The 19385-nt window shown below is 65.2% G+C and carries 15 protein-coding genes; 7 read left to right on the top strand and 8 right to left on the bottom strand.

Going from position 1 to position 19385, the window contains the following annotated elements:
• Window positions 1–172 precede the first annotated feature (172 nt).
• Together ASG57_RS21070 and ASG57_RS21075 are read left to right on the top strand one after the other, a co-directional pair.
• Window positions 173–1171, top strand: coding sequence for an SPFH domain-containing protein (locus ASG57_RS21070; RefSeq protein ID WP_024337361.1), 999 nt, complete (start codon window positions 173–175; stop codon window positions 1169–1171).
• 16 nt (window positions 1172–1187) lie between these two features.
• Entirely contained in the window at window positions 1188–1631 is a 444-nt protein-coding gene (locus ASG57_RS21075) for an NfeD family protein (protein WP_024337362.1), read from the top strand.
• 34 nt (window positions 1632–1665) lie between these two features.
• Here ASG57_RS21075 and ASG57_RS21080 read toward each other — a convergent pair whose 3' ends face one another.
• The gene (locus tag ASG57_RS21080; protein WP_024337363.1) at window positions 1666–1992 is read right to left on the bottom strand and encodes a winged helix-turn-helix transcriptional regulator; all 327 of its coding nucleotides are present in this window, start codon (window positions 1990–1992) and stop codon (window positions 1666–1668) included.
• Between the two features lie 71 nt (window positions 1993–2063).
• On the opposite strand from ASG57_RS21080, the gene ASG57_RS21085 reads away from it, so the two are divergent.
• Window positions 2064–2621: a carboxymuconolactone decarboxylase family protein gene (locus ASG57_RS21085; protein ID WP_024337364.1), complete on the top strand. Its 558-nt coding sequence runs from the start codon at window positions 2064–2066 to the stop codon at window positions 2619–2621.
• 154 nt (window positions 2622–2775) lie between these two features.
• On the opposite strand, the gene ASG57_RS21090 is transcribed toward ASG57_RS21085, so the two are convergent.
• On the bottom strand, window positions 2776–3783 hold the full coding sequence (locus ASG57_RS21090) for a KpsF/GutQ family sugar-phosphate isomerase (RefSeq protein ID WP_024337365.1): 1008 nt from the start codon (window positions 3781–3783) through the stop codon (window positions 2776–2778).
• A 191-nt stretch (window positions 3784–3974) separates the two neighbouring features.
• Between ASG57_RS21090 and ASG57_RS21095 the strand changes: the two genes are divergently transcribed.
• A complete protein-coding gene (locus tag ASG57_RS21095; RefSeq protein ID WP_057197308.1) occupies window positions 3975–5720 on the top strand; it encodes an outer membrane beta-barrel protein in 1746 nt (581 codons plus the stop codon).
• An 8-nt stretch (window positions 5721–5728) separates the two neighbouring features.
• Entirely contained in the window at window positions 5729–5995 is a 267-nt protein-coding gene (locus ASG57_RS21100; protein WP_028145782.1) for a hypothetical protein, read from the top strand.
• 163 nt (window positions 5996–6158) lie between these two features.
• Here the strand turns inward: ASG57_RS21100 and ASG57_RS21105 are convergent, their stop codons facing one another.
• The 3 genes from ASG57_RS21105 to ASG57_RS37980 all read right to left on the bottom strand — a co-directional run bounded on the left by ASG57_RS21105 (window position 6159) and on the right by ASG57_RS37980 (window position 12981).
• Entirely contained in the window at window positions 6159–7610 is a 1452-nt protein-coding gene (locus ASG57_RS21105) for a glutamate synthase subunit beta (protein WP_024337368.1), read from the bottom strand.
• Between the two features lie 146 nt (window positions 7611–7756).
• On the bottom strand, window positions 7757–12490 hold the full coding sequence (gene gltB, locus ASG57_RS21110) for a glutamate synthase large subunit (RefSeq protein ID WP_024337369.1): 4734 nt from the start codon (window positions 12488–12490) through the stop codon (window positions 7757–7759).
• A 314-nt stretch (window positions 12491–12804) separates the two neighbouring features.
• Window positions 12805–12981 carry a hypothetical protein gene (locus ASG57_RS37980; RefSeq protein WP_155248242.1) on the bottom strand — a complete coding sequence of 59 codons (177 nt, stop codon included), beginning with the start codon at window positions 12979–12981 and terminating at the stop codon, window positions 12805–12807.
• On the opposite strand from ASG57_RS37980, the gene ASG57_RS21115 reads away from it, so the two are divergent.
• Entirely contained in the window at window positions 12980–13726 is a 747-nt protein-coding gene (locus tag ASG57_RS21115) for a hypothetical protein (protein WP_024337370.1), read from the top strand. The genes ASG57_RS37980 and ASG57_RS21115 overlap by 2 nt on opposite strands.
• 96 nt (window positions 13727–13822) lie before the next feature.
• Here the strand turns inward: ASG57_RS21115 and ASG57_RS21120 are convergent, their stop codons facing one another.
• Together ASG57_RS21120 and ASG57_RS21125 are read right to left on the bottom strand one after the other, a co-directional pair.
• Window positions 13823–14506, bottom strand: coding sequence for an alpha/beta fold hydrolase (locus ASG57_RS21120; protein ID WP_422866854.1), 684 nt, complete (start codon window positions 14504–14506; stop codon window positions 13823–13825).
• Between the two features lie 252 nt (window positions 14507–14758).
• Window positions 14759–15220, bottom strand: a complete 462-nt coding sequence (locus ASG57_RS21125; protein WP_024337371.1) for an Hsp20 family protein — start codon at window positions 15218–15220, stop codon at window positions 14759–14761.
• Between the two features lie 205 nt (window positions 15221–15425).
• Between ASG57_RS21125 and ASG57_RS21130 the strand changes: the two genes are divergently transcribed.
• Window positions 15426–16373, top strand: a complete 948-nt coding sequence (locus ASG57_RS21130) for an alpha/beta fold hydrolase (RefSeq protein WP_024337372.1) — start codon at window positions 15426–15428, stop codon at window positions 16371–16373.
• Window positions 16374–16506: 133 nt separating this feature from the next.
• Here the strand turns inward: ASG57_RS21130 and ASG57_RS21135 are convergent, their stop codons facing one another.
• Window positions 16507–19281 carry a di-heme-cytochrome C peroxidase gene (locus tag ASG57_RS21135; protein WP_057197310.1) on the bottom strand — a complete coding sequence of 925 codons (2775 nt, stop codon included), beginning with the start codon at window positions 19279–19281 and terminating at the stop codon, window positions 16507–16509.
• Window positions 19282–19385 lie beyond the last annotated feature (104 nt).

Below are 19385 nucleotides of genomic sequence, written 5' to 3' on the forward strand. Positions count from 1 at the left end.
CTGCACGGTGTTATCTGCCGGTAGCCTGCGCCGCATCCGCTGTTCGCGGCTCTTGCAGAATCGCACCGATACCGGCGTTACTTGCGGCTGCTGAACCGGTAGGGTCGCGCTCCCGACCAATGACAGCGCGGGAAGGGCTTTTCCCGGCTTCTTTTCCTGCCTTGGAGGACGTATGAGCGGTTTCGACATCTTCGCAATTGTTCTGGTCTTGCTCGTCATCGTCACCCTCGTCGCCGGCGTGAAGACGGTGCCGCAGGGCTACGACTGGACCATCGAGCGGTTCGGTAAATACACCCAGACGCTGAGCCCCGGGCTCAATCTGATCGTGCCCTATTTCGATCGCGTCGGACGCAAGGTCAACATGATGGAGCAGGTGATCGACATTCCCGAGCAGGAGGTCATCACCAAGGACAACGCCACCGTGACGGTGGACGGAGTCGCCTTCTACCAGGTGTTCGATGCCGCGAAAGCGAGCTACGAGGTCGCCAACCTCACCCAGGCGATCACGGTCCTCACCATGACCAACATCCGTTCGGTGATGGGTTCGATGGACCTCGATCAGGTGCTCTCGCACCGCGATGAGATCAACGAACGCCTGTTGCGCGTCGTCGATGCCGCGGTCTCGCCCTGGGGCGTCAAGGTCAACCGCATCGAGATCAAGGACATCGTGCCGCCCGCCGATCTCGTCGAGGCCATGGGCCGGCAGATGAAGGCCGAGCGCGTCAAGCGCGCCGACATTTTGGCCGCCGAAGGCCAGCGCCAGTCGGAGATCCTGCGCGCCGAAGGCGCCAAGCAGGGGCAGATCCTCCAGGCCGAAGGCCGCCGCGAGGCCGCCTTCCGCGACGCGGAGGCGCGCGAGCGGTCGGCGGAAGCGGAGGCCAAAGCGACGCAGATGGTCAGCGAGGCCATCGCCAAGGGCGACGTCGCCGCCTTGAACTATTTCATCGCCGACAAGTATATCAAGGCGTTCGGCCAGTTCGCGGAGGCGCCGAACCAGAAGATCATCATGTTGCCGATGGAAGCCACCAGCATGCTCGGCTCGCTCGCCGGCATCGGCGAGATCGCCAAGGCGACGTTCGGCGAGGCTGCCGCAGCTGCTGCCGCGCGCCGCCCCGGATCGGTGCCGCCGACCGGCAGCACGCCGCCGGCGGTGCCGCCGCGGCAGGGCTAGTGAGAGAGGTCGCGTCATGACCGACATGTTCGTATCGCTGGGCAACTGGAATTGGCTGATACTCGGCTTCATCCTGATGGCGCTGGAGGTATTGGCCCCGGGCATTTTCCTGTTCTGGCTTGGCTTGGCTGCGCTGCTCGTCGGTCTGATCTCGTTCGCGCTTGCCGTGTCCTGGCAGATCCAGCTCGTGATGTTCGCGGTATTCGCCGCTGCCGCGGTGCCGGTGTGGCGCCGCCTCGCCCGGCCGAAGCCGGACGCGAATGCCAGCCCGTTCCTCAACAAGCGCACCGAAGCCTTGCTCGGTCGCGAGTTCACGCTGGAGAAGCCGATCATCGACGGTTCCGGCACGGTGCGTATCGACGACACCGTGTGGCGCGTGGCCGGCCCGGATACGCCGGCGGGGACGCGCGTCAGGGTCGTGCAGGTCGATGGTGCCAACCTCACCGTCGCCGTGACGTAGCGCTCGTATCCTCCAGGCGCCGGCAAGCGCGGTCCTACTTCCTCCACCTCTCCGCAAACCGGTGCAGCGGTACGAACGTCTCGCACAATTCCTGTCCGAGCGGGGTCAATCCGTAGCCACCACCGTCGCCAAGCTCGACGAAACCCGCCTCGCGCAGCTCCGTCAGCCGCGCCTGCAGCACCGTCGGCGAAGCCTCGTCACAGGCTGCGCGGAGTGCTCGAGAGGTGAGGGGCTCGTCCCGTAGCTCCCACAATATCCGTAGACTCCAGCGCCGGCCGAGCAGATCGAGCAATGCCATGATCGGCCGCCCGGTGCGCGAGCCGCGCACGCTGCGTGTCTTGGAGTCAGCCTCTTTCGCCATCGCCGCCTCTTGCGTCATGCTACAAATAATGTAGCGTCATGCTACTATAAGTGTAGCAAAGGAGCCGACCCATGTCCCCATTCGCGCCGCGTATCGCCCCGCTCGCGCCGCCTTATCCCCTGGAGATCCAGGCGCAGTTCGAGCGCATCATGCACGGCGCACCGCCGCTGATGCTGTTCCGCGTGATGGCCGGCCACGGCCGCGCCTGGGACAAGTTCCGTGCCGGTGGCCTGCTCGATCCCGGCCCGCTCTCCTTGCGCCAGCGCGAGATCGTCATCGACCGCACCTGTGCGCTGAACCGATGCGAATACGAGTGGGGCGTGCACGTCGCGATCTTCGCCGGACCGGCAAAGCTCAATGAGGAGGAGGTGCGCGCGACGGTGCTGGGAGATGCGATGTCGCCGTGCTGGTCACCGTCCGAGCAGGCGCTGGTTGCGGCCGTGGACGCGCTGCATCGCCGCGCGACGCTTGACGACGAGGAGTTCGCCGCGCTCTCGGCTCATTACGACGAGGCGCAGATTCTGGAGATCATGCTCCTGTGCGGCTTTTATCGCACGGTGTCGTACCTGGCGAACGGCCTGAGATTGCCGCTGGAGGAGAAGGCGGCGCGGTTTCCGACACCGCTCTAACGGAGAAGAGAGGCGTGCTACACACTCTCTGTCATTCCGGGGCACGCGAAGCGTGAACCCGGAATCCATTGGGTAGCGACCTCGGAGATGAATGGATTCCGGCTTCGCGCCCAAGCGGCCGCGCCCCGGAATGACTCCGTGGAGAGAGCGGGCCCTACGCCACGCCCGCGCGCAGCAGGTCGTGCAGATGCACGATCCCGACCACCTTGCCCGCCTCCGTCACCAGCAGGGTCGTGATCTTGCGGGTGTTCAGCACCTCGATCATTTCGGTCGCGAGCATCGACGGGGGCACCGTCTTCGGCTGCCTGGTCATGATCTCGTCGACCGTTGCGGTCAGAAGATCAGGCCGCATGTGGCGGCGCAGGTCGCCGTCGGTGATGATGCCGACCGCCTCGCCGGCATCGTTGATGATACAGACGCAGCCGAGCCCCTTGGCCGACATCTCCACCACGGCTTCGGACATCTTGGTGCCTTCGGGCTTGATCGGAATCTCAGTGCCGGTACGCATGTAGTCGCGGACGAATTTCAGCATGGCCCCCAGCTTGCCGCCGGGGTGGAAATGCGCGAACTCCAGCGCGGTGAAGCCGCGCCCCTCCAGCAGCGCGATCGCGAGCGCATCGCCGATCGCGGCCTGCATCAAGGTCGAGGTGGTCGGCGCCAGATTGTGCGGGCAGGCTTCGCGCGCCTTCGGCAGTTCGATCACGAGGTCGGCGGCCTGGCCGAGCGAGGAGGAGCCGTTCGAGGTCACCGCGATCATGGGAATCGCGAACCGCGCCGAATAGTTCACGAGGTTCTTCATCTCCGGCTGCTCGCCGGACCAGGACAGCGCCATGATGACGTCGTCGGGCGTGATCATGCCGAGATCGCCGTGGCCCGCTTCGGCGGCGTGCACGAAGAAGGCCGGCGTGCCGGTCGAAGCCAGCGTCGCCGCGATCTTGCGCCCCATATGGCCTGATTTGCCGAGCCCGGTGACGATGACGCGGCCCTTGGCATTGCGAATCAGCTCGACCGCCCTGGCAAAGGTCTCGCCAAGCGGACCGCGCAGGGCGGCGGCGAGCGCGTTGATGCCGCCGCTCTCCGTCTCCAGCGTGCGGAGTGCGGATTCGACGCTTGTCGGAATGGGGCCGGATGATGCGGTCATCAGCGCTTTCGAACTCGGCATGGTCTGGTCCAGGGAGGAGGGGCTTTCGCCCATTGGCGCCTGCTTAGCATGCCGCGCCCGGGGAGGCGACGCGCCCCCCGGCACCCTCAACGGGTCATTAACCATAATTGTTTTAACTCCATTAACGATGGTTCCCGCCAGCCGGCGGAGACGATCGTGAAAGTGTCTGATTTCGTTGGAGTTATTCCATCGTGGGGTCGTCTCCAGGCAGTAGCCGGAGCAAACGCGCGCAGTTGCTGCGCGCGGTTTTGCCATGCCTGGCGCTGACGGCCCTTGGAAGCGGCTCCGCGGCTGCCCAGAGCCTTACGCCGGACCTGTTCAACCCCAACCGCGGCGGCTTTGCCTCGCCCGATACGCTGCCGACGCGCCGCACGGCCGGCGTCCCGCAGGCGCCGTCGGATGCATTGCCGGCGCTGCCCGATCCCAATGCCGATCCGCTCAAGGCCCGCCAAAGGCCTGCGGCCTCGCGCGTCGGTCAGGTCCCGACCTACGGCCTGCCCGCGGCCACCGGAGCGAGCAGCTCCGCTTACGACTCGCTCAACCGCAAGCGGCAGCAGCCGAAGCTCTATCCCGGTCAGCCGAAGCCGAAGCGACCTGCCGGTCCCGGCTCGCCGGCGCCATCGGTAGCGCCGCCTGCGTCAACGCTCGGCCCACCGCGGATCGCGCCCCCGCCCTCAGCGTCCGCGAACAGGGCGCCCGTGCCGGCGGCGATGGCGGGCACCGTGCCCGGCCAGCCGTTGCGCCGGCGCCTCAGGGCCGATGACGATGCGTTTGGGGCCATCGGCGATTATGCCGGCAGCTTCCTGATCAAGGGCGGGCTCGAGCTCTCCGCGGGCTACGACACCAATCCGACGCGCCTCAACAGGCCCGTCGGTTCGCCGGCCTATGTGATCGCGCCCGATCTGCTCGTGATGTCCGATTGGGAGCGTCATGCGCTGGTCGCCGATCTGCGCGGCTCGTTCTCGGGCTACACCAACGACATGCCGGCGAGCATCAACGGCTTCGCTTCGCCGTCGCCGGTCGAGGCCAATCGCCCGGACTTCACCGGCCATGTCGATGGCCGGCTCGACGTCACCCGGGACTTCAAGCTTCTTTCGCAGCTGCGTCTGCGGCTCGCCACCGACAATCCCGGCAGTCCGAACGTGCAGGCCGGCTTGCAGCGATATCCCGTTTACGCCGCCTACGGCACGACCATCGGCTTCGACCAGACTTTCAACCGCTTCCAGGTCGCCGCCGGCGCCACCATCGATCGCACCGCCTATACCGATTCGAAGCTCACTGACGGCACGACCTTCCCCAACACCGATCGCGACTTCAATCAGTATGGCGGCGTCGGCCGGTTCTCCTACGACCTCAAGCCGGGGCTGAAGCCGTTCGTCGAGATCCAGGGCGATACCCGCGTCCACGACCAGGCGGCCGACCGCAACGGCTACTTCCGCGATTCCAACGGCGGCTACGCCAAGGTCGGCTCGTCCTTCGAGTTCTCGCGCATCCTCACCGGCGAGATCTCGATCGGCTATTCCGCGCGCAACTACACCGACCCGCGCCTCAGCCAGCTCGCCGGCTTCCTCACCACGGGCTCGCTGATCTGGAGCGCCAGCGGCCTCACCACGGTGAAATTCTTCACCGACACGCAAATCGCCGAGACCACGATCCCCGGCTCCTCCGGCGTGCTGGTGCGCACCTACGCGGCCGAAGTCGATCACGACTTCCGCCGCTGGCTCACCGCTGTCGGCAAGTTCACCTACGGCACGCTCGACTACCAGGGCCAGAACCGCAACGACAAGACCTACTCGTTCGAGAGCAACCTGATCTACAAGCTCAACCGCAACATCTGGGTCAAAGGCACGCTGCGCCACGACATCCTGGATTCGAACGTGGCCGGGTCGAGCTCGCAGGGGACGGTGATGCTGGTCGGGGTGCGGCTGCAGAATTGAGAGACACCATGGCTGCTCGAATTACCTTGGACATCAATTCGGCTGGCGAATTCGAGCTATGGCTCAATCCGGGAGGTCGAGACCTTCTTGTGAAGCAGCTACTGGCTCTGAGCGAAACCAACGAGCACTTTCACTTGATGCCAAGTGAAGTCCCATCGGACGTCGAAGTTTCGACGCGTCCCTATCGGCCAAACGACAAGCTTCTCGAATACGGCAAGGTGCTGTTCCGACTTGACGAGTGGGACGCGCAGCACTTTCCGCGCGTCTTGGGTTGAGGCCTGCTCTCTAACCGTTCACTTCATTGTCATGCCCCGGCTTGACCGGGGCATCCAGTACGCCGCGGCCTCTCGTTTCAATGACAATTGTCTCTGGAATACTAGATCGCCCGGTCAAGCCGGGCGATGACACCTTTTTCCGGTTTGGCGGCGGAGCAAAAACTCAGCGCGGCAGATCCGTCTTCCCCATCAGGAATGTGTCGATCGACCTTGCGCACAGCCGGCCCTCGCGGATCGCCCACACCACCAGCGACTGGCCACGGCGCATGTCGCCGGCGGAGAACACGTTGGGCCGCGAGGTCTGGTAGTCCAGCGTGTTGGCCTTGACGTTGCCGCGCGGGTCGAGCTCGACCGCGAGCAGCTTGAGCAGGCCCTCGTGCACGGGGTGGACGAAGCCCATCGCGAGCAGGACGAGGTCGGCGTCGAGCTCGAACTCGGTGCCGGCAATCGGCTTGAACTTGTCGTCGACGCGCACGCAGTGCAGCTTCTTGACCTTGCCGTTCTCGCCCGAAAACTTCTGCGTCAGCACGGCGAATTCGCGCACGGCACCCTCGGCCTGGCTCGACGAGGTGCGCATCTTCAGCGGCCAGTACGGCCAGGTCAGGCCCTTGTTCTCGCGCTCGGGCGGCGAGGGCATGATCTCGAGCTGCGTCACCGACAGCGCGCCCTGGCGCAGCGAGGTGCCGATGCAGTCCGACCCGGTGTCGCCGCCGCCGATGACGACGACGTGCTTGCCATTGGCCAGGATCTCCTGGACGCCGCCGAGCGGCTCCTCGGAGACGCGCCGGTTCTGCTGCGGCAGGAAGTCCATGGCGTAGTGGATGCCGGACAGCTCGCGGCCGGGGATCGGCAGGTCGCGCGGGGCTTCGGCGCCGCCGGTCAGCGCGATCGCGTCGTACTCGTTGAGCATCTCGCGCGGATCGACATTGCCCTCGGTGCCGACATGGCTGTTGTAGTGGAAGGTGACGCCCTCAGCCTCCATCTGCGCCACGCGGCGGTCGATGACGCCCTTCTCCATCTTGAAGTCGGGAATGCCGTAGCGGAGCAGGCCGCCGGCCTTGGCGTACTTCTCGAACACATGCACGTCGTGGCCGGCGCGTGCCAGCTGCTGCGCGCATGCCATGCCGGCGGGGCCGGAGCCGATCACGGCGACCTTCTTGCCGGTCTTATGCGCGGCGATCTCGGGCGTCAGCCAGCCATTGTCCCAGGCGCGATCGACGATCGCGCATTCGATCGTCTTGATGGTGACGGGGTTGTCGTCGATGTTGAGCGTGCAGGACGCCTCGCACGGCGCCGGGCAGATGCGGCCCGTGAACTCCGGGAAATTGTTGGTGGAGTGCAGATTGCGCGAGGCTTCTTCCCAGTTGCCCTGATAGACGAGGTCGTTCCAGTCGGGGATCTGGTTGTTGACCGGGCAGCCGGGCGTGCCGGGCGCGACCGAGCCGGTGCCATGGCAATAGGGAATGCCGCAATTCATGCAGCGCGCAGCCTGGTCGCGCACCTCCTTCTCGGAGAGGGGAACGACGAATTCCTTGTAATGCTTCACGCGTTCGGCGACCGGCGTGTACTTGCGGTCGTGCCGTTCGATTTCCAGAAAGCCCGTGATCTTGCCCATTAAACCCGAAGTCCCTGCCGGCTAATTCGTTTGTTGCTTCTTCAACCGTCATTGCGAGGAGCGAAGCGACGAAGCAATCCAGTCTGTTGCTCAGGAGAAAGTCTGGATAGCTTCGCTGCGCTCGCAATGACGGGCGCTGATAATCTTTAAGCCCCGATCGCGATTTTCGGCTCGGCGTCCGCATTGGCGGCCAGTTCGCGCAGAGCGCGCCGGTATTCGACCGGCATCACCTTGCGGAATTTGGGCAGCCATTCCTTCCAATTGGCGAGGATGTCGGCGGCGCGCTTGGAGCCGGTTGCCTTGGCATGGCGCGAGATCAGGACGTGCAGCCGCTCGACGTCGGAGGCGAGCAGGTTCTTGAACACGTCCACCCGGCCGTGCGCCTCGAGGTCACCGGAGGCGTGATACGTTTCGGCGTTGATCATCTCTTCCGACAGCACCGGCTCGAGCTCGACCATGCTGAGGTTGCACAGCTTGTCGAAGTCGCCGGCCTCGTCCAGCACATAGGCGACGCCGCCGGACATGCCGGCCGCGAAGTTGCGTCCGGTCTTGCCGAGCACGACCACGATGCCGCCGGTCATGTATTCGCAGCAATGATCGCCGGCACCCTCGACAACGGCGACGGCGCCCGAGTTGCGCACGGCAAAGCGCTCGCCGGCGATGCCGCGGAAATAGCATTCGCCTTCGATCGCGCCGTACATCACGGTGTTGCCGACGATGATGCTCTCCTCCGGCACGATGGCAGAGTTCTTCGGCGGCTTGACGATGATCTTGCCGCCCGAGAGGCCCTTGCCGACATAATCGTTGCCCTCACCCTCGAGCTCGAAGGTGACGCCGTGGGCGAGCCAGGCGCCGAAGGCTTGGCCGGCGGTGCCCTTGAGGCTGACATGGATCGTGTCGTGCGGCAGCCCGGCATGGCCGTAGATCTTCGCCACCGCACCCGACAGCATCGCGCCGGCGGAGCGGTTGGTGCTGTTGATCGTGGCCTCGATCTTCACCGGCGCGCCGCGGTCGAGCGCGGGCTGCGCCTTCTCGATCAGCGTGCGGTCGAGCACCGCCTCCAGATGATGGTTCTGGCGCTCGGAGTGATAGATCTTCTGGCCCTTCTCTTCCTTTTGCTTGACGAACAGCTTGGAGAAGTCGAGGCCCTTGGCCTTCCAGTGCGCGACCAACTTAGTCTGGTCGAGCAGCTGCACCTGGCCGACCATCTCGTTGAAGGTGCGGAAACCGAGGCTTGCCATGATCTCGCGGACTTCCTCCGCGACGAAGAAGAAGTAGTTGATCACGTGCTCGGGCTGGCCGGTGAAGCGCTTGCGCAGGACGGGGTCCTGCGTCGCGACGCCCACCGGGCAGGTGTTGAGATGGCACTTGCGCATCATGATGCAGCCGGCCGCGATCAACGGCGCCGTGGCGAAGCCGAACTCGTCGGCCCCGAGCAGCGCGCCGATCACGACGTCACGGCCGGTGCGGAAGCCGCCGTCGACCTGGACCACGATGCGGCTGCGCAGCCGCTCGCGCACCAGGGTCTGGTGGGTTTCGGCAAGGCCGATCTCCCAAGGCGAGCCGGCATGCTTGATCGAGGTCAGCGGCGATGCGCCGGTGCCGCCTTCGAAGCCTGCGATGGTGACATGGTCGGCGCGGGCCTTGGCGACACCCGCGGCCACCGTGCCGACGCCGATCTCGGAGACGAGCTTGACCGAGACGTCGCCCGCCGGGTTGACGTTCTTGAGGTCGTAGATCAGCTGCGCCAGATCCTCGATCGAGTAGATGTCGTGGTGCGGCGGCGGCGAGATCAGGCCGACGCCCGGCGTCGAGTGCCGGACCCTTGCGATGGTCGCGTCGACCTTGTGGCCGGGCAGCTGGCCGCCTTCGCCGGGCTTGGCACCCTGCGCCATCTTGATCTGCATCATGTCGGAGTTGACGAGATACTCCGTGGTGACGCCGAAGCGGCCGGAAGCGACCTGCTTGATCGCCGAGCGCATGGAATCGCCGTTCGGCATCGGCTTGAAGCGGTCGGCTTCCTCGCCGCCTTCGCCGGTGTTCGACTTGCCGCCGATCCGGTTCATGGCGATCGCGAGCGTGGTGTGCGCCTCGCGCGAGATCGAGCCGAAGGACATGGCACCGGTGGCGAAACGCTTGACGATCTCCTTGGCCGGCTCGACCTGGTCGAGCGGGATGGGCTTGCGCTTCTCTTCCTCGGCGCTCTTGATCCGGAACAGGCCCCGCAGCGTCAGCAGCCGCTCCGACTGCTCGTTGAGGATCTTGGCGAAGGCGCGATAGCGCTCCTGAGAATTGCCGCGCGCGGCGTGCTGGAGCAGCGACACCGACTCGGCGGTCCAGGCATGGTCCTCGCCTCGGCTGCGATAGGCATATTCGCCGCCGACATCGAGCGCGTTCTTGTAGACCTGAGCCTCGCCGAACGCGTCGGCATGACGGCGGACGGCTTCCTCGGCGATCTCGGCAAGGCCGACGCCTTCGACGCGGGTATGCGTGCCGGCGAAGAACTTCGCGACGAAGTCGGCCTTGAGGCCGACCGCGTCGAAGATCTGCGCGCCGCAATAGGACTGGTAGGTCGAGATGCCCATCTTGGACATCACCTTGAGCAGGCCCTTGCCGATCGACTTGATGTAGCGCTTGACGATCTCGTAGTCGTCAAGCGAGCCCGGCAGGCGGTCCTTCATCGCGATGATGGTCTCGAACGCCAGATACGGATTGATCGCTTCGGCGCCGTAGCCGGCAAGGCAGGCGAAGTGATGCACTTCGCGCGGCTCGCCGGATTCGACGACGAGGCCGACCGAGGTGCGCAGGCCTGTGCGGATCAGGTGATGATGCACGGCGGCGCAGGCCAAGAGCGAGGGGATCGGCACGCGGTCGGTGCCGACCATGCGGTCGGACAGGATGATGATGTTGACGCCCTCGCGCACCGCGCTTTCCGCGCGCGCGCAGAGCTCGTCCAGCACCTGGTCCATGCCGGCCGCGCCGAGGCCGGAGTGGAAGGTGGTGTCCAGCGTGCGCGACTTGAAATGCGACTCGGCCACTTCCGAGATCGAGCGGATCTTTTCCAGGTCCGCATCGGTCAGGATCGGCTGGCGCACTTCGAGGCGCTTGGTCGTTGCCATGCCCTGCAGGTCGAACAGGTTCGGCCGCGGTCCGATGATGGACACGAGGCTCATCACCAGCTCCTCGCGGATCGGGTCGATCGGCGGGTTGGTAACCTGCGCGAAGTTCTGCTTGAAGTAGGTGAACAGCGGCTTGGCCTTGTCCGACAGCGCCGAGATCGGCGTGTCGTTGCCCATCGAGCCCGCGGCTTCCTCGCCCGTTGCCGCCATCGGCGTCATCAGGATGGCGATGTCTTCCTGGCTGTAGCCGAACGCCTGCTGGCGATCGAGCAGCGACAAATTGGAGCGCACGCCGGTGGTCGGCACCTTCGGCAGCTCTTCCAGCACGATCTGGGTCCGCTCCAGCCACTCCTTGTAGGGATGGCTCCTGGCGAGCTCGGCCTTGATCTCGTCGTCCGGGATCAGTCGGCCCTGCTCGAGGTCGACCAGCAGCATCTTGCCGGGTTGCAGACGCCACTTGGTGATGATCTGGTCCTCGGGGATCGTCAGCACGCCCATCTCGGACGCCATCACGATGCGGTCGTCCTTGGTCACGAGATAGCGCGCGGGCCGCAGGCCGTTGCGGTCGAGCGTCGCGCCGATCTGGCGGCCGTCGGTGAAGGCGATCGCGGCGGGGCCGTCCCACGGCTCCATCAGCGCGGCATGATATTCGTAGAAGGCGCGGCGCTTCTCATCCATCAGCGGATTGCCGGCCCAAGCCTCCGGAATCATCATCATCACGGCGTGCGGCAGCGAGTAGCCACCCTGCACCAGGAATTCGAGCGCGTTGTCGAAGCAGGCGGTGTCCGACTGTCCTTCGTAGGAGATTGGCCAGAGCCGGTTGATGTCCTTGCCGTAGAGCTCAGAGCTCACCGACGCCTGGCGCGCCGCCATCCAGTTGACGTTGCCGCGCAGCGTGTTGATCTCGCCGTTATGCGCGATCATGCGGTAGGGATGCGCCAGCGACCAGGCCGGGAAGGTGTTGGTCGAGAAGCGCTGGTGAACGAGGGCGAGCGCGCTCTCGAAGTCCTTCTCGTGCAGATCGGGATAGTACTTGCCGAGCTGGTCGGCGAGGAACATGCCCTTGTAGATCACGGTGCGGCAGGACATCGAGCAGGGGTAATAGCCCGCAAGGCCGCGGTCGCGGCGCTGGTAGATCGCCTGCGAGATCGACTTGCGCAGGATGTAGAGCCGGCGCTCGAACTCGTCCTCGGTCTTCGCGGTGCCGTTGCGGCCGATGAACACCTGCATGCAGGCCGGCTCGGTCGGCTTCACCGTGACGCCGAGCGAGGAATTGTCGGTCGGCACGTCGCGCCAGCCGAGCAGGGTCAGGCCCTCTTCCTTGATCTGGTCGGCGATGATGCTCTTGATGACGTTGCGCCAGGCGGTCTCGCGCGGCATGAACAGCGCGCCGATGGCGTACTCGCCTGGCGCGGGCAGCGAGAAGCCCAGCTCCCCGGCCTTGCGGCTGAAGAAGGCGTGCGGGATCTGCACCAGAATGCCGGCACCGTCACCGGCGCGCGGGTCGGCGCCGACGGCGCCGCGATGTTCGAGATTGCAGAGGATGCTCAGCGCGTCCGAGACGATTTCGTGCGACTTCTTTCCCTTGATGTTGGCGATGAAGCCGACGCCGCAGGAGTCCTTCTCCAGGCTCGGATCGTACAGACCTTCGGCCTTGGGGCGCGAATTGTGTTCCTGAATCGGATCGGTCGTTTTCGAGGCGACCGTCGGCGACAGCTCTTCTGCCACGATGTTTGCGCGCTCGAATTGCGACCCGTTCATTGTTCCTGTCCTCTCCGTGCGGCAAGCTGCCTCACCGCCATCTTCGGCGCACCTTGGGCGTACCGCGGCACCCGCCTCTGGGTCACCGCTCGTCCGCTGCGAGCCGCATTTTCTTAAATAGGCCTAGGCGTTCTTCGTCCCCGAGAACGGCTTTGCCTGGTACCTTGCCGACGCTCGAGAGCATCGGTTTTCGCTGCAATCCCTGTGCCGGGGTGGCAAGCAAAATTGAGACAGTCTTCCTGTCCTAACCATCACCTTGCCAAATTTTTGTCTAGCACACAAGCGTGGGAAAGTCCCGATTCCCGATAAGTCAATCAATCGCTTTCCAAAAGTTGCGCAGCCCCGGTTTTGAAGCAAACGCGCCGTGTTCCGGCCCCGCGCGCGCCGAAATCGCAAATGAAGCTTCGGATCAGCCCTTCGGAGAGCGCGCCACGCCGCGAGAAGCGAAAGATGGCGGCCATCCGGGGGCCTGACAGGAGCGTCTCGACCATGAAGTTTTTCACAGGATGTGTGGCCGTCGCCACGCTGATGCTGGCGGCAAGTGCAGCTCAAGCGCAGGTTCCCGCGCGCGGTATCGCGGGAGGGGCCGTCATCGCGGTGTCGGATTTCGACGGGCCTTATGCGTCGCCAGAGGTGGCGCCGCCTCCGTCCCCGCGTTACGGCTACGGCTACGAGGAGCGCGGTTCGGTCCCGCAGTTGCTGCCGTCCACCGAGGTCTACGCGGTGTTGCGCGACAACGGCTTCCTGCCGCTTGGCATCCCGCGCCTGCGCGGCAGCGTCTACACCATCGCGGTGATCGACCGCCGCGGTGAGGACGGCCGGCTGGTGATCGACGCCCGCGACGGACGGGTCCTGCGCTTCATGCCGGCCGCTGATGCCTACGGCATGGCCCCCGCCTATGACGAGCGCGCGGTCGCGCCTTACGGCCCGCAAAGCGCGCTGCCGCCGCCGACCGTGATCCGCAGCGGTCCGCCGCGCCCGCCAGGCTCGATCCCGCATGTGGCGAGCCGCGCCGTGCCGCTGCCCAAGGCAGCCCCGCGCCGCGGCGAGACGCCGGTGGCTGCCGCGAAGCCCGAGCCGGCGGAGGCCCAAGCCCGTCAGGCGTTGCCTTCGCAGCAAGCGGCCAAGGCGGCCGAGCCCGTGCCGCAAGCTTCCGCACCGACCGTCGGGCAGGCGAAGCCGTCGGCCACGATCTTGCCGACGCAGGAGATGCCTGCGGCGCAGGGGCTGGATTAGCGCCGCGAGTTGGACACGATGGCGCCAGCCATGATCACGTTTGTCGTCCCTGCGAACGCAGGAACGAAAGCTGAGCAAACGAAAGGCGCCGAATGCTCAGGCGCCTTTCATCAAGCAGTCGCGGCTCAGCTCCGCGGGTACCCCGCCGCTTCCAGGATCAAGTTCGCAATATCCTTCGGATGCGACACCAGGGACAGGTGACCGGCGTCGAGCTCGATCGTGGTGGCGTTCATGCGCTTGGCGAGGAAGCGCTCGAAGTCGGGGTTGATAGTGTAGTCGTTCTTCGACACCGCGTACCAGCTCGGCTTGGAGCGCCACGCCGCCTCCGTGGATCGAAGCCGCGGTCGGCCATTGTACGGCATAGAGCTCCTTGGCCTGGTTCGGCTTCACGCCGTTGGCGAAGTACTTCAGGAAAGCGTCTTCCGAGAGCTTGGTGTAGCCATCGCGCTCGACGACGCCGGCGCGCGCGGGCCCGGTCGGAAACTGCTTCGAGAGCGCCACGAAATCCTCGTTGGCATCGGGTGCGCGGGCGGCGACGTAGACGAGGCCGGTGACCTTCGGGTCGGTGCCGACCTGGCTGATCACGGTGCCGCCCCAGGAATGCGCAGCCAGCACGGTCGGACCATCCTGCTCGGCCAGCGCGCGCTTGGTCGCGTCCACGGAGTCCGCAAGCGAGGACAGCGGATTCTGGACCGCGGTAACATGCAGGCCTGCCGCTTGCAGGATCGGGATCACCTCCGACCAGCTCGAGCCGTCGGCCCAGGCACCATGCACCAGCACGACGTTCTTGGCTTTGACCGTCTGTATGGCCTGCGCATGAGCAAGGCCGAGGGGAGCCGCCAGCAGGCCCGCGGCGACGAAAAGGCTGCGCCAGAGTGAGATGATCTATCTCCGTCTTGTTTGGGTTCGATGCCCAAAGGACGGAGGGAGAAATGGCGGCGTTACGCGCTTTCACCGCCCTGTGAATGCAATGCACAACGGAGAAACGCCCCGGGGCACCGGGGCGTTTCGCAACCTGGACGTTTGCTTGGCTTAGGCGGCTTGCGCCGAGTTCTCGATCACCTGGGCCTTCGCGCCGGCGTTGATCGCAATCTGGCGAGGCTTCTTGGCTTCCGGAATCTCGCGCACGAGATCGACGTGAAGCAGCCCGTTCTCGAGCGAGGCGTCCTTCACCTGCACGAAGTCGGCAAGCTGGAAGGCACGCTCGAAGGCACGCGCGGCAATACCGCGGTAGAGCACTTCGGACTTGGTGTTTTCGTTAGCGACTTTCTCGCCCTTGATCGTCAGCGTGTTTTCCTTCGCGACGATGGAGAGCTCGTCCTTGGCGAAACCGGATACCGCGACGGTGATGCGGTAGGCGTTCTCGCCGGTGCGCTCGATGTTGTAGGGCGGATAACCGGGGCTGCCGTCCGAGCTGGCCTGGTCGAGCAGGTTGAAGAGGCGGTCAAAGCCGACGGTGGAGCGATAGAAGGGGGTGAGATCGTAAGTACGCATGGTCAAGTCCTCCATTGAGCGACTGTTAGGCAACCCGCCCGCCATCGGGCCGGGCTCATCTCTGTGTGCAGCCTGATGTTCCGGTTCCGAAACACTGGTAGCGGCCTGCACGGAAATGATATGGGTGGAACGAGACGGCGTTCAAGAGGGCGGCATTTGCGCCTTTTCGGCGCTTCAGCCCCTTGATTTGCAGTGCTTCCCGCCTATGACGCTGGTCTCAATTCCCGCCAATCCCGTCCCTGAAAACGTCGTCAGCGGCACCATCAAGACCCCCGACGGCGTCGAGCTGCGCTTTGCGCGGTGGGCGCCGCCGGCGGGCCGCAAGGGCACGGTCTGCGTCTTCACAGGGCGCAGCGAGCAGATCGAGAAATATTTCGAGACTGTGCGCGACCTGCGCGACCGCGGCTTCGCGGTGGCGATGATCGATTGGCGCGGGCAGGGCCATTCCTCCCGCCGCCTGCGCGATCCGCGCAAGGGCTATGTGCGCGACTTCGCCGATTTCGAGATCGACGTCGAGACCTTCGTGCAGCAGGTGGTGCTGCCGGATTGCCCGCCGCCGTTCTTCGCGCTCGCCCACTCCATGGGAGGCACGGTGCTGTTGCGAGTGGCGCATGCCGGCAAGCGGTGGTTCGACCGCATGGTGCTGTCGGCACCGATGATCGACCTGCCCGGACGCACCACCTCGTTTCCGGTGCGCGCCCTGCTCAAGACGATGCGCCTGCTTGGACAGGGCGGCCGTTACGTTCCCGGCGGCAGCGATCGCCTCACCGGCCTCGATCCTTTCATCAACAATCCCCTGACCAGCGACCCCGTGCGCTATGCGCGCAATGCCGCGATCCTGGAGGAGGATCCGACGCTCGGACTGGCGTCTCCGACGGTTGCCTGGGCCGATACCGCCTTCAGCGCGATGCATACCTTCAAGCGCGCGAACTACCCCTCGCAGATCCGCCAGCCGATCCTGATGCTCGCGGCGTCCAACGACACCGTGGTCTCGACCGCGGCGATCGAGGAGTTCGCGTATCATTTGCGAGCCGGCTCCCATCTCGTGATCGCCGGGGCCAAGCACGAGATCCTGCAGGAGCAGGACCGCTACCGCTCCCAGTTCTGGGCCGCCTTCGATGCCTTCGTGCCGGGCACGCCGCTGTTCAAGTGAGCGCGTGAGCGAGGGATCGCGACACGAACTCGTCATGCCCGGGCTTGTCCCGGGCATCCACGTTCATGGTAGGCGGAAAGGTTCGTGGCCGGCGGGGACAAGCCCGGCCATAAGACGAAGAACTCTGGTCGCGTTAAAGCGTCTTCAGATACTCGATCAGGTCGTAGCGCTCGGCATCGTCCTTGAAAATGCGGCCGATGACGCCGGCACGTTTCGGCTCGCCTTGCTTCAGCTCGAAGGAATGGCCGAGCACGCTGTTGCCCCGGATCGGCTGGCCGTCAGAACCGATCGCTGAAAACTCCGTTTCTCCCGTCCTGCAGCTCTCGTTGGCGGTGACTGCGAAACCCACGGTTTCAGGGTCATAGTCGCGACGGCCCATGCAGAATTTTTGCGGACGCTCGTTCTGCGGCTTCAGCAGCCAGTACAGCGAAGGGACCGAGCCGTTGTGGAGGTAAGGGGCCGTTGCCCAGATGCCGTTCAGCGGCCGCGCGCGGTAGCGCGGGTCTGGCGCTGGATTGAGGCAGTTCTTGCGCGCCAGATTCCACATCCTCCCTCGCTCGGCCTCCGGAATGTTTTCATCATCCATCCACTTGCGGACGGCGAGGTCGACCACCGTCATCAGGCCGAGCGCATAGACCATCTCGTTGGGCGATTTGCTCGCGGTCGGGACCTCGCATTGCCACCATGTCTGCAGGTCGGCCGTATTCACCTTCAGGAAGCCGGGCACGTCGACGATCCTCTTGCTGAGGACGAGCGACTGCTCGGGATCAGTCTTGATCTCATCGAGAGGGATCGTCACCGCGTTCAGGACCTTGCTGTCGCCGCTCGGCTCCCAGCGCTTCGACGACCAGAAGGCCGGCGTGTCGACGGCCGGCAAATGACATCCAGAGCACATCTCCGCGTAGATCGCGCGGCCGCGCTCGACGCGGTCCGGCTTCAGCTTCCAGGCGTCTCCGAGAATGTGCGAGGGCCATTTCGGCGCGAGCAGGCCGCCGAACTTCGGACCGGCAACAGGATCGGCCGTTTTGAACGGATCGGGGCCTCGCAGCATGTCCTCGATCCAGCCGAGGGTTCTGACATTTACCGACGAACGCCAAAGCCTGTCCTCGGGAAAGGCGTCGGACAGGTTGAGCAGCGCCGTGACGCCGAGCGCTTCGCCGGCATTGCGGATCAGCGGCTGCTCGATCGAGGCGTCGTACTGGGCGAACTTGAACCACGGTACGGTCCAGATCGCGGGGTAGCTCACCGGGGCGTCCTGGGCGTGCAGATTCTTCTCGAACCCCTTGACGCCGCTCATTGCGAGGTCCTGCGAGAAGACCTGGTTGCCGATGCGGTTGAGGGCGTCGAGGCGGCCGAATCCTTCCTCGGTGTCCTGCTGCTGCTTGCCGTCCCAGGTCTTCTTGCCCTCGATCGTCTTGTCGTAATTCTTGGCCCAGTCGATCAGGAAGCTGCCGATCGTGCTGAGCTTCTGCTTGAGCGCGGCGCGGTCCGTGTCGCTGGCCTCAGGGCCGAGCACGCGATCGGCAAAGCGCTGGAAGCGGAATGGGACGTACAGCGTGTAGGCGATCGACAGGCCAGTCGCGAGCTCGAGCTTCTTCAGGTCGGTCATGGCCGCACCGCCATCGAAGCGGATGTCGACGCCCTGATAATGGATCTGGCCGGTATGGCAGGCCGCGCAGGTCAGCCCGATCATGTCGTCTTCGCGGCGCCCGGTCGCGGGATCGACCACGCCGTTCATGCGCGCGAAGCCGACCGGCAGGCCGTCGACGTTCTCCGCCGGCGTCCATCGCGTCGACCAGTCCGACACCTGCGCCGTCTCGTAGACATTGGCGTAGCCGAAGCGGCGCAGCGTCGCCGTGTCGGCCTGGATCGTCTGCGGGCTCGGGATGAAGCCGAAACGCTCGAGATAGGCGCTGTCCTTGATCATGCCGGGCTTCGAGAACAGATGAAGCCGCGGCTGCTCCAGCGCCACGAACCACTCATAGGGCACCGGGAAGGTCGCAGTGCCCTGGCTAGCATGGTGGAACCAGTGCCGGTCCTTCAGCGACCAGTTCTGCTCGAGCCAGTAAGCGGCCTTCGTCTCGGGCACGGTCGGCAGGGGCGGCGGCAGCAGGTTCACGAGCACTCCCTTCTGCGGCAGCATGGCGCGAACCTGGTTGGGGAATTCGGCGACGGCCACTAGGACTGCGAAGCCAAGACCGGTGACGAGCGCCGTCAGCGCGGCCGCCCAGCGAAAGCGAAGCTGGCAGGACGACAGCAGCGGCTGCGACAAAATCCGCTGATTGATGCGCTCGGGGAATTTGCGCTCCTCGAACAGCGTGCGCACGTCGGCCACGCTGAGATAGCGCTCCTCGTCCTGCTTGCCCTTGCCCATGATCTTCAAAAGGATCGGCCATTCGAACTTCATCAGCAACGGGTAGTACCAGCGCGCGGCGTTGCCCGCGCGCTTGAGGTTGTCGCGCATGAAGGTCTTGATTTCCGCGGCGTTGAGGCCGGGCTCGCTGCTGCCGGTGTTTGGATCAATGTAAGTCCGGCCGAAGCTCGCGAGCCGCGCGATCTCGTCCTCGTTGACCTTGCCGTCCACGCCAAGGATGCGCGAGCCGGCACCGTGCTTGTCCAGCGGCCCGCCGCGCAGCGCGTCGAGCTGCGCACCCGACCAGATGCTCTTCAGGATGTGCTTGAAGCCGTTGGCGATGAGGGCGACGCAGCGGACCTGAATGCGCGCCGAGACCTTCTTCAGCCCGGTCTCGCCGGTCGCGTTGGCGATGGTCTGCGACAGCGTGTTGAGCGGGACCGTCCCGCCGTCGACGAAGCCTTCTCCGACGAGGCCGCGCAGGAACGGGCAGGGATTGTTCGGCGAGACCGGGATCGAGGGATCGAGGGGCGGCTTCGAAGCGGGGTGATGCATGGCCCAATCCTGAAGACAGCGAATCGTGAAAAGCAGGCGCGCCGTTAGAGCGCGGAAAGTCCTAACAAACCGGCACAATATACGACTTGGGCGTGTGACGAAGT

This window comes from Bradyrhizobium sp. Leaf396, from assembly GCF_001424605.1.
GTDB lineage: Bacteria > Pseudomonadota > Alphaproteobacteria > Rhizobiales > Xanthobacteraceae > Bradyrhizobium > Bradyrhizobium japonicum_C.